We start from the raw sequence: 14,289 nt of genomic DNA, 5'->3' as shown, positions 1-14,289 counted from the left end.
ACCCCGGAGGGCCCGCCCGGTCGGGCTTCAATGAACCAAAACCAGACCTGCCGCAAATCGTCGGGAGCGGCGTCCGTTCCGGGCTTGGGCACGACCCGATCGCATCGCAATCGGGCCGTGCTCTAGGTCTTTGATCTTGCCGCATTTTCTTCGACGAGCCGGTATCGGCTCCGTCGGACGATGCGCTAGGGCGCCACCAGGGTCGAGCGCGCGGCGCCGGTGAGGATCGCCGTCACCGAACTCGGGGCGTGGACCGAGCCGACGATCAGCGGCAGGCCGCCGTCGCGGGCGAGCGCGAAGGCGGCGGTATCCATCACCTTGAGGTCGCGGGCGATCGCCTCGTCGTGGCTCAGGCGTTCGTAGCGCACCGCGTCCGGATTGGTCTTCGGGTCGGCCGAGTAGACGCCGTCGACCTGGGTGGCCTTGAGCACCGCGTCGCATTTCAGCTCGGCGGCGCGCAGGACCGCGGCGGTATCGGTGGTGAAGAACGGGTTGCCGGTGCCGCCGGCCAGCACCACGACCTGGCCCTTGTCGAGATGGTGCAGGGCCGGCTGGCGGGCATAGGTCTCGCAGATCGTCGGCATCGACACCGCCGACATGGTGCGGGCGGTGACGCCGGCGGCGTTGAGCGCGGTCTCGAGCGCCAGCGAGTTCATCACCGTCGCCATCATGCCGAGCGAATCACCCGTGGCGCGGTCGATCCAGCCCGCCGCCGAGACCCGGGCGCCGCGGATCACGTTGCCGCCGCCGACCACCAGGGCGATCTGGAAGCCGCTCTCCACCGCCCGGGCGATGTCGTCGGCCAGCGCCGCGAGCGTCGGCGGATGCAGCCAGTAGCCGTCCGGGGCGGCGAGCGCCTCGCCGGAGAGCTTCACCAGCACGCGGCGGAACGGGGATCGTCCTTGCTCCACCGGGGAATGTTCCGGCACGGGATTTTCCGGCATGGGCGCTCCTCTGGCCGCCCGTTGGGGCAGCCGCTGTCGGCGTCAAGTGTCGTTACGAGTCGGCCGGGTTCTAGCCTGTCGATCCCGGCCCGTCGAGGCGCGGGGGGAGCGGAATCGGCACGTCCGGAGGCGGGATTCCGGGCGAGAAATCCAGGCAAGAAAAAGGGGGGCCGCACTGGCGCGCCCCCCTCTTCAACCGTCGCGCGATGCGCGGATTAGGCGGTTCAGCCCTTGGCGGGGCCCGTTGCCGGGCCTTTTGCCCGGCTTTTGCCTCAGCCCTTGGCGGCCGCCGCGACCTCGGCGGCGAAGTCCGGGGCCTCTTCCTTCTCGATGCCCTCGCCAAGCGCGTAGCGGACGAAGCCGGTGAGCTTGACCGGGCCGCCGGCCTTGCCCTCGGACTCCTTGAGCACCTGCGAGACCGTCTTCGACGAGTCGTGCACGAAGGGCTGCTCGAGGAGGGTGACCTCCTTGTAGTAGCTCTTCAGGCCGCTCTCGATGATCTTGGTCATCACGTGGTCCGGCTTGCCGGCGTTCTTCTCGCGCAGGATGTTGCTCTCGCGCTCGACCGTGGCGGCGTCGACGCCCGAAGCGTCGAGCGCGACCGGGTTGGTCGCCGCGACGTGCATGGCGATCTGGCGGCCGAGCTGGCTGAGGACCGTCACGTCGCCGGCCGATTCGAGGGCGACGAGCACGCCGATCTTGCCGAGACCCTCGGAGACCTGGCCGTGCACGTAGGAGGCGATGACGCCCTTCTCGACCGACAGCTTGGCGACGCGGCGCAGGGTCATGTTCTCGCCGATGGTGGCGATCAGCTCCTGCAGCTTGTCCTTCACCGTGGTCTCGGCGCCCGGGAAGTGGGCAGCCTCAAGGGTCTCGATGCTGTCGCCGGCGGTGAGCGCCAGCTTGGCGGCCTCGCGGACGAAGGCCTGGAAGCCGTCGTTGCGGGCGACGAAGTCGGTCTCGGAGTTCACCTCGAGCACCGCGGCATGGTGGCCGGCGGACTCGACCGCGACCAGGCCTTCGGCGGCGACGCGGCCGGCCTTCTTGGCGGCCTTGGCGAGACCCTTCTTGCGCAGCCAGTCCACGGCCGCCTCGAGGTCGCCGGCGGTCTCGTTGAGGGCCGACTTGCAGTCCATCATGCCCGCGCCGGTCTTCTCGCGCAGCTCCTTGACCATCGCTGCCGTGATGTTGGCCATCGTGGGATCCTCTCGATTGGCGCCCCGGCGCCACGCTCATGGGCGGTGCCGGTCGGCGGATAAAGGGAACCCGGCGCCGTGGCGGCGCCGGGCTTTGAAATGTCAGGGCCGCGGGACAAACGCGCCCCGCGTGAGATCCGTGCCGGCGTTACGCGGCCGCGGCGGCCTCGACGAAGCCGCGGGCCTGGTTGACCCAGCCGTCGCGCTCGAAGCGGCCGTTGAGCTTCAGCTCGCCGTCGACCTTGGCGATGTCCTCAGGCTGCATCGCGGCGATCTGCCAGTAGTGGTAGATGCCGGCATCGTTGAGCTTCTGCACCAGCTGCGGGCCGACGCCCGTGAGCTTGGTCAGGTCGTCCGGGGCGCCGCGGGGGGCGGCCAGCAGCTCGAAGGGCTCGCCGACATACGGCTCGGTGACGTCGACCGGCACCACCTCGGGCTCGTTGGCGAGCGCCGGCAGCTCCTCGGCCATCGGCTCGTCGGACTCGCCGATGTCGATGCCGAGCGCGCCCTGGCCGCGGGAGATGCCGTCGATCGCCGCGCGGGCGACGAGGTCGCAGTAGAGCGCGATGGCACGGCCGGCATCGTCGTTGGCCGGGACCACGTAGGTGATGCCGTCCGGGTTGCAGTTGGTGTCGACGATGGCCGCCACCGGGATCTTGAGGCGGTTCGCCTCCTTGATCGCCAGCTGCTCCTTGTTGGTGTCGATCACGAACAGCAGGTCGGGCACGCCGCCCATGTCCTTGATGCCGCCGAGCGCCTTCTCGAGCTTGTCCTTCTCACGGGACAGCATCAGGCGCTCCTTCTTGGTGAGGCCCTGGCCGCCGCCGGCGAGGGTCTCGTCGACCTTGCGCAGGCGCTGGATCGAGCCCGAAATGGTCTTCCAGTTGGTCAGCGTGCCGCCGAGCCAGCGGGAGTTCACGTAGTACTGGGCCGAGCGCTTGGCCGCGTCCGCGATGGTGTCGGCCGCCTGGCGCTTGGTGCCGACGAACAGCACCCGGCCGCCCTTGGCGACGGTGTCGCTCACCGCCTGCAGCGCCTGGGCGAGGGCCGGCACCGTCTGGGCGAGGTCGATGATGTGGATGTTGTTGCGGGTGCCGAAGATGTACGACTGCATCTTCGGGTTCCAGCGGTGCGACTGGTGGCCGAAATGCGAGCCGGCCTCGAGCAGCTGGCGCATGGTGAAATCGGGAAGGGCCATAGTCTTTGTTCTCTCCGGTTGTCACCGCCGCGGAGGAAGCGACCGGACCCGCCCGGACCCCGCCGCGAGCGGCGGAGGGCGAGACGACGACCGGCCACCGGAAACGCCTCATTCAGGCATGAGGCCGGCTCCGCGTGTGGGATGGGCGGGCCTTTATCCGATCGGGCCCGGGAAGGCAAGGCTGGCGGCAGGCCGGGAGCCCCGCGGCGAGGCGGAGCACGGCGCGCCCGACTCGCCGCGGGCACCGTCCCCGCCCGGCTCTCGCGATCCCGTCCCCGGCCGGCGCGGGGCGGCGGCCGGGACGTGGACGGCGCTCAGCGCCGCTTGAGCCACTTCTCGGCGCCCATCAGCGACTGGTTGATGACCTGATGCATGTCCAGGTACTGATAGGTGCCGCACCGCCCGATGAAGGTGATGTCGTCGCGCCGGTCGGCCAGCTCGGCGTATTTCTTGTAGACGTTCTGGTAGCGCATATCCGCCGTCTTGACGGGATAGTACCGCTCCAGATTGTTGTCCCGGTAGTCGCACGGCTCCTCGAGCGTGTGCGAGTACCCCGTGGCGCCGGGCTGGCGGTGGTGGGGCAGCAGGTACCAGGCGGTCTCGCGGGTGAAGGGCCGGGCATCGGTGAAGTTGATGACCGAGCGTTTCCAGTCGGCCGCCTCGTCGCGCGTGCTGTGGTGGAACTTGATCGAGCGGTACGGCAGCTCGCCGAGCGCGTTGTCGAAATACACGTCGATCGGCATCGAGTTGAAGCAGTGGAGATAATCCTTCTCCATCGCCTTGTCGAACGGCTGGTTGAGCGCGACCTCGATGTTCGGGTGATCGAAGATCCTCTCGAAGATGCTCGTGTAGCCGTGCACGGGCATGATCTGAAACTTGTCGCCCGGAAAATACCGGTCCTCGTCGTCGTAGCGGATCTGAACGCGGCTGACCACCGAGATGTCGACCTGCTCGAGATCCATCAGCCACATCTTCTTGGTGTATGGCCGGAAGAACAGGTCGGTCAGGTCCGTGCCGATCTTCGAGTACAGGTACTCGGCGGCGTTGCGCGGGGTTTCGCACGGGATGGCGCGCCGCTCGAGGAAGGCCTTCACCTCGTGCTCGTCCGTGAGGGACTCGCCGAACACGGTGTTGATCGTGGTGCGGTTGACCGGCAGGGGAGCCAGCTGGCCGTCGGCCAGCAGGGCATCGACCCGGTGCTCGTACGGCGTCCACTCGCCGAAGCGCGTGACCCAGTTCACGACCTGCTCGTTGCTGGTATGGAACAGGTGCGGCCCGTACCGATGGATGCGGTTGCCGTTCCGGTCGATCTCGTCATAGGCGTTGCCGCCGATATGCGACCGGCTGTCGATCACGCGGACGGTATGGCCGGCCTCGGCGAGCGTGCGGGCGTAGCAGGCGCCGGCAAAGCCGGCGCCGACGACGAGGATCGGTTTCGCGTTCATCGTCCTACTCCGGCACCACGCAGTCGATCGCGTTCATGGCAAAGACGGTTTCGGTTGCCTGTTCGGGAAATGGGGTATCGGCTGGGTAGGACATGACGCGTGTTCGTCTCGGTTCATCGATTCATGAAAACGGTTGCGATCAGATTTGGGCGATCGCCAGCATGGCGAGCGCGATGTCGCGGGGGTTGGCCAATTGTCGGGAGGTGAGGAACCGTCCGTCCTGAGACTCCACCACGCGGGTGTCGTTCGCGTAGACGTAATCGACGCTCGCGTTCGACAGCTTGTCGAGCAGGGAAAAGTTGCTGTTGATCTCCCTCGCCGGGTTCAGGATCACCATCTTCGGTGGCTGTTCGACGAAGACGACGTTGTGGAGGAACGAGCCCGCCGTCCCCAGGACGAGCGACGAGGAGGCAAGCGTGCGGATTTGCTCTTCGTAAGGCATGGTCTCGGGGTGAATGACACGAATCCCCCGCTGCGTCATCACCTCGTCGATCTCGTGCTCGTTCACGATCCGCCCGACACCGCCCGTCAGCCTGCTCTTCGAGTAGTAGATCGGGCCGGATCTCTCGGCCGAGGATGCAACCCCGAGATTGCGGGAGATGTGCAGGCAGAGGTCGCGGAACGCCTGCTGGGCATGGTGCTGCTCCATGAGCGCGGCCTGCGGCACCGTCAACCGGGGAATGACCGTGGGCTGGTTGAGCGGGATGAAGTCGTCGGCCTGCAGGCCGAGGCCCTTCATCAGCTTCGCGAAGAAATCGAGGTGGAACCAGTCCTGCGGATTCGGGTGTCCGTGATAGACGAGCTTCGGCCGTCTGCCGGAGCGCCCGAGCGTGGCCCAGAATCTCGGGAGGGTGTTGATGATGAAGTGGCCGAAATGGGGATTGATGCGCCCCACATACAGGTAGTCCCCGTCGGGCAGCGCGGCCGCGCGGAACGCGGCGCGGTCGACCGGCGCGATGTCCTGGTTGTTCGTGTGCTTCTCGGGACCGCGAAAATCCACCGCGTCGGAAATGATGCGGCCCTGTGCGTCGTACACGCCCCACTGGCCGTCGAGCTGGAACGGCAGGTGGAGAACGTCCCGATGCTCCGTCTCCTGCGGATTGCCGGGCAGGATGTTCGCCTCGCCCCACAGAGCGTGGCACAGCGACAGGTCGGCGCGACGCTCCACGCCGCAGGCGGCCTCGACGGCCGCGGAGCGCTCGATAAAGGTGGCGAAATCCTCCGCCTTCATCTGGGTGAGAGCCGGGATGACGCCGCGCAGCTTCTCGTTGGGCCAGTTCCACCAGGCGATCGCCTTCAGGCGGCGGATGAGCGCGTCGTCGAACCGGTAGCGCTTGATGGTCGCCGGATTGCCGGCCACAATCGCGTAATCGGGCACGTCCTTGGTGACGACCGCATTCGCCGCCACGATCGCCCCGTCACCGATCGTCACGCCCGGCAGGACGCAGCAATTCGCCCCGAACCACACATCGTTGCCGATGCGGATGCCGTCGCCCCGTGTGGCGTGATCGGGCACGCCGTGCTCCGCGCCGGGCCACAGGCCGAACAGCGACCGGAACGGATAGGTGCTGGCCATGTCGATCCGGTGATTTCCTAGAATAAAGGTCGTATTATGCGCAATCGAGCAGAAGCGGCCGATCGACAGGGAGCCCCATTCGGGCTCCATGACCATCGGGTTGCCATAAGTATGCTCGCCTATGTCCCAACTGAATCGTTCGATGAGCGGAGCGAGATAGCGGCGGGTTGCAAACTCGAAATCCATGATTGCTCCGCTGCGAAAAGTCGGGCTGCCGTCGAAGGGTCATCCGCGTCGAGGGCCGGTGGCGTGCAGGCGATAGCCTGCCGACCTGCGACATGCAAACCGACGCATCGGACCGATTGATGGCCGTGCGGCACCGGCGTGCCGCCATTCCCGCGCCGCTACCGTGCCCAATCGGACCGCTCCGGGAGCGGGTCGCGCCCACATCGGTCGGTGCCGGTCGCGCCACGCCGGTTGACAATCCATCCCGCGAGCAGGTTCCGCGTGCCATTATTCCTGGAGGCGGGGATCGCGTGTATCGGTGTCGCAATCGATCGAAGTGCTAAACCCGTTCCGGCGGGAGGGTGCGCGCGGATTTATCGGTCGATCCGAGGACGATATCGTCGGTATCGCTCATGAAGCACCGGGACGACGGCACGGGCGAGCCACGGAATCGGGCGGGTCCTGCATCGGCGAGCCCGCCCGACTTCTCAGCCTTCCTTGAAGCCGTATTCCGGTACGCCCTCCTCGTTGCCGTAATACTTGTACGGCAGGAACTTGCCCGATATCCGCAGCTTCACCCGGTCACCCTTGTTGTTGGGCTCGCGCTCCATCGTCATGTTGAAGTCGATCGCCGACATGATGCCGTCGCCGAACTCCTCCTGGATCAGCTCCTTCCAGGTGGTGCCGTAGACCATCACCAGCTCGTAGAAGCGGTAGATCAGCGGGTCGGTCGGCGGCATCTGCGGGATCGAGCCGCGATAGGGCGCCTCGTTCAGCATCCGCTCCTCGGCGGCCGAGAGGCCGAACAGGGCGGCGGCCTTGGCGGCTTGGGCCTTGGGCAGCTTCATCTGGCCCATGCAGGCGGCGGTGATCAGGATCGGGGAGAGTCCGCCGATTTCGTCCTGGATGTGTTTCCAGGTCCAGCCCTTCTCGCGCTTGATGTCGAGCAGCTTTTCCGTGAGGTCTTCGCGCTTCATGATCTCCCCCTTCGTGAGCACGCACCGGTCGGCGGCCAGTGCGAGGTCGCGCAGGAGTGGCAATGCGTGTGCCAGGAAGGCGCCCGGGCGCGCCGAAAGCCGTGCGCCCTAGCGCCGCTGCTCGCACAGGGTCTTCACGTAGGTCCCAGGTTCGGTGCCGCGGCCCGTGCCGGCGGCGATGGTGGGGCCCAGCAGCATGCATTCCTGCGGCGAGTGGGCCGGGTGGGTGATCACGTCCTGGGCGGTGTCGCGGGTGCAATCCTTCGCCGCCAGGGAGGAGGCGCAGATCAGCGTGACGACGAGGATGGTGGGCAAGGCGGCCTCCCTGTCGGGGAGGAGATCTCCCGGTGGGAGGCGGAGACATAATGCCGGATCGGCGGGCGCCCACCGCCGGGCCGGCGATATCTTGCCTCAGGGCGAGGGGCCGAGTTCGGCGAGCCGCGCGACCAGGCGGCGGGCGACCTCGTCCTTGCCCATCGTCGGCCAGGTCTCGAGGGTGCCGTCGCGGCCGATCAGGTGGACGCTGTTGCGATCGCCGCCCATCACGCCGGTCTCGGCCGAGACGTCGTTGGCGACGATGAGGTCGCAGCCCTTGCGGGCGATCTTGGCCCGGGCATGGGCGATGACGTCGGTGGTCTCGGCGGCAAAGCCCACCACCAGGGGTGGGCGGCCGTCGCTCCGGCGCGCGATCGTCGCCAGGATGTCGGGGTTCTCGGTGAGCCGCAGGGGAGGGGGGCCGTCGGGCCCCTTCTTGATCTTCTGGTCGCCGAGGCTCTCGGGGCGCCAGTCGGCGACGGCCGCGGCGAAGACCGCGATGTCGGCGGGCAAGGCCGCCTCCACCGCCGCCAGCATCTCGCGGGCGGTCTCGATCCGCAGAACCGTGACGCCCGGCGGATCGGGCAGGGTGACGGGGCCGGAGACCAGGGTCACCCGGGCGCCGGCGGCGGCCGCCGCCGCCGCGATGGCGTGGCCCTGCTTGCCGGAGGAGCGGTTGGCGAGGTAGCGCACCGGGTCGATCGGCTCGTGGGTCGGCCCGGAGGTGACGAGGAGGTGGCGGCCCGCGAGAGACGGAGGCCCCGCCTCCTGCGATCCGGCCAGCACCGCCTCGACGGCGTCGGCGATCTCGTCGGGCTCGGCCATCCGGCCGGGGCCGGTTTCCGCCTCGGCCATCCGGCCCACATTCGGCCCCACCACGGCGACGCCGTCGCCCCTGAGCAGCGCGAGGTTGCGCTGCGTCGCCGGATGCAGCCACATCCGCACGTTCATCGCAGGCGCGATCAGGATCGGCAGGGTGGTGGCCAGCAGCACCGTCGAGGCGAGGTCCGGCGCGTGGCCGCCGGCCATCCGGGCGAGCGTGTTGGCGGTGGCCGGCGCGACCACCACGGCGTCCGCGTCGCGGGCGAGCTTGATGTGGCCGATATCGGCCTCGTCGGCCCGGTCGAACAGGTCGGTATGGGCGCGCTGCCCGGCGAGCGCCGCCGCGGCGAGCGGCGTCACGAATTCCTGCGCGCCCTTGGTGAGCACGCAGCGCACCGAGGCGCCGCGCTCCCGCAGGCGCCGGATCAGGTCCAGCGACTTGTAGGCCGCGATGCCGCCCCCGATGACGAGGAGCACCCGTTTGCCGTCGAGCGCGCCCATCCCTGGCTAGACCGTGACCTGGGTGCCGACCTCGACCACGCGGCCGGTCGGGATCTGGAAGAAGTCCGTCGCGTCGTTGGCGTTGCGGGCCAGCGTGATGAACACCCGATCCTGCCAGAGCGGCATGCCGGACTGCGCCGCCGGGCGGATCGAGCGCCGCGACAGGAAGAACGACGTGGCCATGATGTCGAACTTGAAGCCCTGCTTGCGCAGGAGCGCCAGGCCCCTCGGGATGTTCGGCGATTCCATGTAGCCGAACTTCATCACGACCTTCCAGAAATGCGGCCCCATCGGCTCGATCCGGACCCGGTCGGCGTCGTTGAGGCGCGGCAGGTCGATGGTCTTGACGGTGAGCACGACGTTCTTCTCGTGCAGCACCTTGTTGTGCTTCAGGTTGTGCAGGAGGGCCGCCGGCGCGGTCTCGGGGTCGCTGGTCAGGAACACCGCGGTGCCGCGGACGTGGTGCGGCGGGCTCTTCTCCAGCATCGCGACGAGCTCGGTCAGCGGCACGTCGGTCTTGCGGGTCTTGTTGAACAGGATGGTGACGCCGCGCACCCAGGTCCACATCAGCAGCACGAGGCAACCGGCGAGCAGCAGGGGCATGTAGCCGCCCTCGAACACCTTGAGCAGGTTCGAGACCAGGAACAGCAGCTCGACGGCGATGAACGGCACCATCGCGGCGCCGGCGGCCAGCGGCGACCACTTCCACACCCGCCACAGCACCAGGAAGGCGAGGCCGGCGGTGATCAGCATCGTGCCGGTGACGGCGATGCCGTAGGCCGAGGCAAGCGCCGAGGAGGAGCGGAACAGCACCACCAGGATCACCACGCCGACCATCAACAGGGTGTTGATCTGCGGCAGGTAGATCTGGCCCGAATGCGACTCCGAGGTGTGGCGGATCTCGAGCCGCGGCAGGAGACCCAGCTGCACCGCCTGGCGCGACAGCGAGAAGGCGCCGGTAATCACCGCCTGGCTGGCGATCACGGTCGCCGCGGTGGCGAGCAGCACCATCGGCAGCAGGCCCCATTCGGGGACGAGCTGGTAGAACGGGTCGGTCGTGTCGGGGTTGGCCAGCACCAGGGCGGCCTGGCCGAGATAGTTGACGGCGAGCGCGGGCCCGACGAGGACGATCCAGGCGGTCTGGATCGGGCGGCGGCCGAAATGGCCGAGATCGGCGAACAGGGCCTCGGCCCCGGTCACCGCCAGGAACACCGCGCCGAGGGCCACCAGGGCCCCGGTGCCGTGGCCGAGCAGGTAATGCACCGCGTGCCAGGGATTGAGCGCCCACAGGACCTGCGGCGTGCGGGCGATGTGCGGCAGGGCCGCGAGCATCAGCACCGAGAACCACACCAGCATGATCGGGCCGAAGAACGTCGCCATCCGGGCGGTGCCCCGGCTCTGGACCAGGAACAGCGGCAGGATGATCGCGATGGTGATCGGCAGCACGTAATGGTCGAGGGCCGGGGTGACGAGCTTCAGGCCCTCCACCGCCGACAGGACCGAGATCGCCGGGGTGATGATCGCGTCGCCGTAGAACAGGGCGGCGCCGAACAGGCCCAGCATGAACACGATGTGCGAGCCGCCCAAGGCCTTGCGGGCGAGCGCCATCAGCGAGAGAATGCCGCCCTCGCCCTTGTTGTCCATCTGCAGCAGCAGCAGGACGTACTTGATGGTGACGATGAGCACGAGGGCCCAGAGCAGCAGCGAGACGGTGCCCAGCACCTCCTCGCCGGTGAGCACGCCGTCGGCCCGGCCGGGCGCCAGCGCCTCGCGGAACGCGTAGAGCGGGCTCGTGCCGATGTCGCCGTAGACGACGCCGACGGAGCCGAGGAACAGGGTCCAGAAGCTCGCCTTGGCGTGGCCGTGGCCCTCGGCCTCGTCGACGCTGCCCGCCTTGGTCGGCGGCCCGCCGCTCGGCGGGGTGAGGGATTCGGGCGGCGCGACGGGCCCGCCCGTGGGTGCGGTCGACTGTGTCATGTCTGATCGGGGATGCGCCCGCGGGCGGCCGGGATTGCCGCCAAGCGCGCTGATGGGCCGGGTGGCGGGCTCGAATCCTAGAGGGCCCGGCGCGTCCGCCGGGCCTGATTGTGGCAGGATTGTAGCACGGGCCGGGAGGGGCGCAAGGCGGCCTGCGCCTCCCCCCCTCGGACACCGGCCCTGGTCGGGCCTCTCCGTCTGCCAACGGCCCGGGATGCCGATGCGTCGGCGTCGGTCCCGGGCAGGCCCGGGATCGACGGGGCCGTCGACCCATCTCGGGTTGTCGGTGCCGACCCCGGGCGTCCGGGACCTCGGGCTTGGCGACGATGCGAGAGCAAGGCCGACGGTCGTTCTCGACGAACGCCGGTATTACTCGGCGGCGCTGCGGCGACCCTGCCCGAAGCGGCGCTCGATGTAGTCGATGACGATGCCCTCGAAATCCTTGGCCAGCGTCGGGCCGCGCAGGGTCATCGCCTTCTTGCCGTCGATGAAGACCGGGGCGGTCGGGGTCTCGCCGGTGCCGGGGAGCGAGATGCCGATATCGGCGTGCTTCGATTCGCCCGGGCCGTTGACGATGCAGCCCATCACGGCGACGTTCAGACCTTCCACGCCCGGATAGGTCTTGCGCCACTCGGGCATCGAGGTGGTGATCCAGTTCTGGATGTCGCGGGCGAGCTCCTGGAACACCGTCGAGGTGGTGCGGCCGCAGCCCGGGCAGGCGGCGACGAGCGGCACGAAGGTGCGGAAGCCCATCGTCTGGAGCAGCTCCTGGGCCACCTTCACCTCGACGGTACGGTCGCCGCCCGGCTCCGGGGTCAGGGAGTAGCGGATCGTGTCGCCGATGCCCTCCTGGAGCAGCACGCCGATCGCCGCGGAGGCCGCCACGATGCCCTTGGTGCCCATGCCGGCCTCGGTGAGGCCGAGATGGATGGCGTAGTCCGAGCGGCGCGCCACCTCGCGGTAGACCGCGATCAGGTCCTGCACCGCAGAGACCTTGGCCGAGAGGACGATGCGCTCCTTGGGCAGGCCGATCTCCACCGCCCGGTCGGCGGAGAGGAGGGCGGATTGCACCATCGCCTCGCGCATCACCGCGCGGGCGTCGCGCGGCTTCGCCGAGTTGGCGTTCTCGTCCATCATGTGGGTGAGGAGCGCCTCGTCGAGGGAGCCCCAGTTGGCGCCGATGCGCACGGCCTTGCCGTAGCGGGCCGCCTGCTCGACGATGGTGCCGAACTGCAGGTCCTTCTTCTCCTTGAAGCCGACATTGCCCGGGTTGATCCGGTACTTGGCCAGCGCCTCGGCGCAGGCCGGATGGTCGGTCAGGAGCTTGTGGCCGATATAGTGGAAGTCGCCGACGAGGGGCACGTGGACGCCGATGCGGTCGAGCCGCTCGCGGATCTTCGGCACGGCGACCGCCGCCTCGTCGCGGTCGACGGTGATGCGCACGACCTCGGAGCCGGCCCGGGCCAGCGCCGCGACCTGCGCCACGGTGGCGTCGATGTCGGCGGTGTCGGTGTTGGTCATCGACTGCACGACGATCGGGGCGCCGCCGCCCATCACCACCGCGCCCTCGCCCTCGCCGATCCGGACGCCGACGGTGCGGTGCCGGGGGCTCGGGCCGGCGATCTCGGGGGCGGCTTGGTCCGCCGGGGCGAGGGCTTCCATGGCTTCCATCGGATACCTTCAGGGGGTCGTTCGCAGGAGACGTGTGACGTGTGAACGGGGTCTTCGAGTCGCGACGAGCGCGGCGTGACCCTCGTCTAGAGCATTTCCGGGCGCGGTGGAAATCGCTTCGCCTGCATGAAAGCCCGGCGTGGTCAACGGGCTAGGCGGATCTCCGGCGGAATGCCGCGACATCGTTGCGAAATCCTTGCACCCCCGCACGGGCGGGGTTCGCGCCTTAGCTGAGGATGGGGCCGGTGCGCGTCAAGCGCGTGACGCCGGGCCCGCCCGGGTTCCGTTGCGCGACTTTGCATCGCACCATTTGGATTTTGCAGCGCACCACACCACATGCTCCCCATGACGGACTCAGCCTCTCCCCACAAGCCGGACCGGAGCGCGGGTGACCGCGAGCCCTTCCCGCAAGCCATCACGAGCCGGCAGGCCGCGCCCGGCCCGCACGCCGCCTCCGGCCCGTTGGGCCGCGGCCTCGTCGGCCCCCGGGCCGAGAAGCCGATCGCCCTGGCGCTCCAGGGCGGCGGCGCCCACGGCGCCTTCACCTGGGGCGTGCTCGATGCCCTGATCGAGGATGGCCGCCTCGCCTTCGAGGCGATGACCGGGGCGAGCGCCGGCGCGATGAACGCCGTCGTGATGGTGGACGGCTGGCTGCGCGGCGGCCCCGACGGCGCGCGCGAGCGTCTGGAGACGTTCTGGCGCGAGATCAGCCTCGATGCCGACCTGTCGCAGGCGCAGCGGAGCGTCGTCGACGGGGTGATGAGCTTCTGGAAGAAGACGCCGGTCGGGGCGTTCTGGAACGCCGTCGCCAGCCCTTACATGACCAATCCGCTCAACATCAATCCGTTGAAGCGGGCGCTGGCCGACACGGTCGATTTCGAGGCGTTGCGCCGGGACGGGCCGGCCGACCTGTTCATCTCGGCCACCAACGTCTGGACCGGCAAGATGGCGGTGTTCGAGCGGCCGGACCTCACCATCGACCACCTGATGGCCTCGGCCTGCCTGCCGACGGTGTTCCAGGCGGTCGAGATCGACGGCGTGCCGCACTGGGACGGCGGCTATCTCGGCAACCCGCCGCTCTATCCCCTCTATCACGGCGCCCGGTCGCGCGACATCCTGGTGGTCCAGATCAACCCGGTCGAGCGCCGCGAGACGCCGCGCAGCCCGGCCGAGATCCGCGACCGCCTCAACGAGATCACCTTCAACGCCAACCTGCTGCGCGAATTGCGGGCGATCGACTTCGTCGACGACCTGATCGCCGACGGCGTGCTCGGGCGCTCGAACGCCTACAAGCAGGTGCTGCTCCACCGCATCGACGGCAGCGGCGGCGCCCTCGACGACGCCTCGGCCTCCTCGCGGCTCAGGGCCCAGTGGCCGTTCTTCCTCGAATTGCGCGACGCCGGCCGCGCGGCCGCCAAGGCCTGGCTCGACCAGCATTACGACGCGATCGGGCGCGAGAGCAGCCTGGACCTGAAGGCGATGTACACCTGAGGCGACAAGCC

At 68.9% G+C, this 14,289-nt stretch carries 11 protein-coding genes; 1 reads left to right on the top strand and 10 read right to left on the bottom strand.

The window, feature by feature from the left end; all coding sequences use genetic code 11:
* Positions 1 to 185: 185 nt before the first annotated feature.
* From pyrH to ispG, 10 genes are all read right to left on the bottom strand, one after another.
* On the bottom strand, positions 186 to 944 hold the full coding sequence (pyrH, locus tag G4G93_RS20895; protein WP_165086829.1) for a UMP kinase: 759 nt from the start codon (positions 942 to 944) through the stop codon (positions 186 to 188).
* 272 nt (positions 945 to 1,216) lie between these two features.
* Positions 1,217 to 2,140, bottom strand: coding sequence for a translation elongation factor Ts (gene tsf, locus G4G93_RS20890; RefSeq protein ID WP_165086828.1), 924 nt, complete (start codon positions 2,138 to 2,140; stop codon positions 1,217 to 1,219).
* A gap of 148 nt (positions 2,141 to 2,288) precedes the next feature.
* The gene (locus tag G4G93_RS20885; RefSeq protein WP_165086826.1) at positions 2,289 to 3,338 is read right to left on the bottom strand and encodes a 30S ribosomal protein S2; all 1,050 of its coding nucleotides are present in this window, start codon (positions 3,336 to 3,338) and stop codon (positions 2,289 to 2,291) included.
* 314 nt (positions 3,339 to 3,652) lie between these two features.
* Positions 3,653 to 4,783, bottom strand: a complete 1,131-nt coding sequence (locus tag G4G93_RS20880) for a UDP-galactopyranose mutase (protein WP_165086825.1) — start codon at positions 4,781 to 4,783, stop codon at positions 3,653 to 3,655.
* A 139-nt stretch (positions 4,784 to 4,922) separates the two neighbouring features.
* Positions 4,923 to 6,545 (bottom strand): glycosyltransferase 61 family protein, encoded by a 1,623-nt coding sequence (locus G4G93_RS20875; protein WP_165086824.1) that lies wholly within the window; start codon positions 6,543 to 6,545, stop codon positions 4,923 to 4,925.
* Between the two features lie 467 nt (positions 6,546 to 7,012).
* The gene (cynS, locus tag G4G93_RS20870; RefSeq protein WP_165086822.1) at positions 7,013 to 7,501 is read right to left on the bottom strand and encodes a cyanase; all 489 of its coding nucleotides are present in this window, start codon (positions 7,499 to 7,501) and stop codon (positions 7,013 to 7,015) included.
* 108 nt (positions 7,502 to 7,609) lie between these two features.
* Entirely contained in the window at positions 7,610 to 7,816 is a 207-nt protein-coding gene (locus G4G93_RS20865; RefSeq protein WP_165086821.1) for a hypothetical protein, read from the bottom strand.
* A 96-nt stretch (positions 7,817 to 7,912) separates the two neighbouring features.
* Positions 7,913 to 9,139, bottom strand: coding sequence for a bifunctional phosphopantothenoylcysteine decarboxylase/phosphopantothenate--cysteine ligase CoaBC (coaBC, locus tag G4G93_RS20860; RefSeq protein WP_165086820.1), 1,227 nt, complete (start codon positions 9,137 to 9,139; stop codon positions 7,913 to 7,915).
* 6 nt (positions 9,140 to 9,145) lie between these two features.
* Entirely contained in the window at positions 9,146 to 11,116 is a 1,971-nt protein-coding gene (locus G4G93_RS20855) for a potassium transporter Kup (RefSeq protein WP_165086818.1), read from the bottom strand.
* 369 nt (positions 11,117 to 11,485) lie between these two features.
* Positions 11,486 to 12,787, bottom strand: coding sequence for a flavodoxin-dependent (E)-4-hydroxy-3-methylbut-2-enyl-diphosphate synthase (gene ispG / locus G4G93_RS20850; protein ID WP_165086817.1), 1,302 nt, complete (start codon positions 12,785 to 12,787; stop codon positions 11,486 to 11,488).
* A gap of 345 nt (positions 12,788 to 13,132) precedes the next feature.
* Between ispG and G4G93_RS20845 the strand changes: the two genes are divergently transcribed.
* On the top strand, positions 13,133 to 14,278 hold the full coding sequence (locus G4G93_RS20845) for a patatin-like phospholipase family protein (RefSeq protein ID WP_165086815.1): 1,146 nt from the start codon (positions 13,133 to 13,135) through the stop codon (positions 14,276 to 14,278).
* The last annotated feature ends 11 nt before the right edge of the window (positions 14,279 to 14,289 follow it).

It is taken from the genome of Methylobacterium sp. DB0501 (assembly GCF_011043735.1).
Taxonomy (GTDB): Bacteria; Pseudomonadota; Alphaproteobacteria; order Rhizobiales; family Beijerinckiaceae; genus Methylobacterium; species Methylobacterium alsaeris.
This window is presented reverse-complemented; position numbering and strand designations above follow the sequence as displayed.

What these genes read in the sequence shown, in the direction of transcription:
- pyrH (WP_165086829.1), bottom strand. Translation starts at nt 944, where the DNA reads ATGCCGGAAAATCCCGTGCCGGAACATTCCCCGGTGGAGCAAGGACGA.
- tsf (WP_165086828.1), bottom strand. Translation starts at nt 2,140, where the DNA reads ATGGCCAACATCACGGCAGCGATGGTCAAGGAGCTGCGCGAGAAGACC.
- G4G93_RS20885 (WP_165086826.1), bottom strand. Translation starts at nt 3,338, where the DNA reads ATGGCCCTTCCCGATTTCACCATGCGCCAGCTGCTCGAGGCCGGCTCG.
- G4G93_RS20880 (WP_165086825.1), bottom strand. Translation starts at nt 4,783, where the DNA reads ATGAACGCGAAACCGATCCTCGTCGTCGGCGCCGGCTTTGCCGGCGCC.
- G4G93_RS20875 (WP_165086824.1), bottom strand. Translation starts at nt 6,545, where the DNA reads ATGGATTTCGAGTTTGCAACCCGCCGCTATCTCGCTCCGCTCATCGAA.
- cynS (WP_165086822.1), bottom strand. Translation starts at nt 7,501, where the DNA reads ATGAAGCGCGAAGACCTCACGGAAAAGCTGCTCGACATCAAGCGCGAG.
- coaBC (WP_165086820.1), bottom strand. Translation starts at nt 9,139, where the DNA reads ATGGGCGCGCTCGACGGCAAACGGGTGCTCCTCGTCATCGGGGGCGGC.
- G4G93_RS20855 (WP_165086818.1), bottom strand. Translation starts at nt 11,116, where the DNA reads ATGACACAGTCGACCGCACCCACGGGCGGGCCCGTCGCGCCGCCCGAA.
- ispG (WP_165086817.1), bottom strand. Translation starts at nt 12,787, where the DNA reads ATGGAAGCCATGGAAGCCCTCGCCCCGGCGGACCAAGCCGCCCCCGAG.
- G4G93_RS20845 (WP_165086815.1), top strand. Translation starts at nt 13,133, where the DNA reads ATGACGGACTCAGCCTCTCCCCACAAGCCGGACCGGAGCGCGGGTGAC.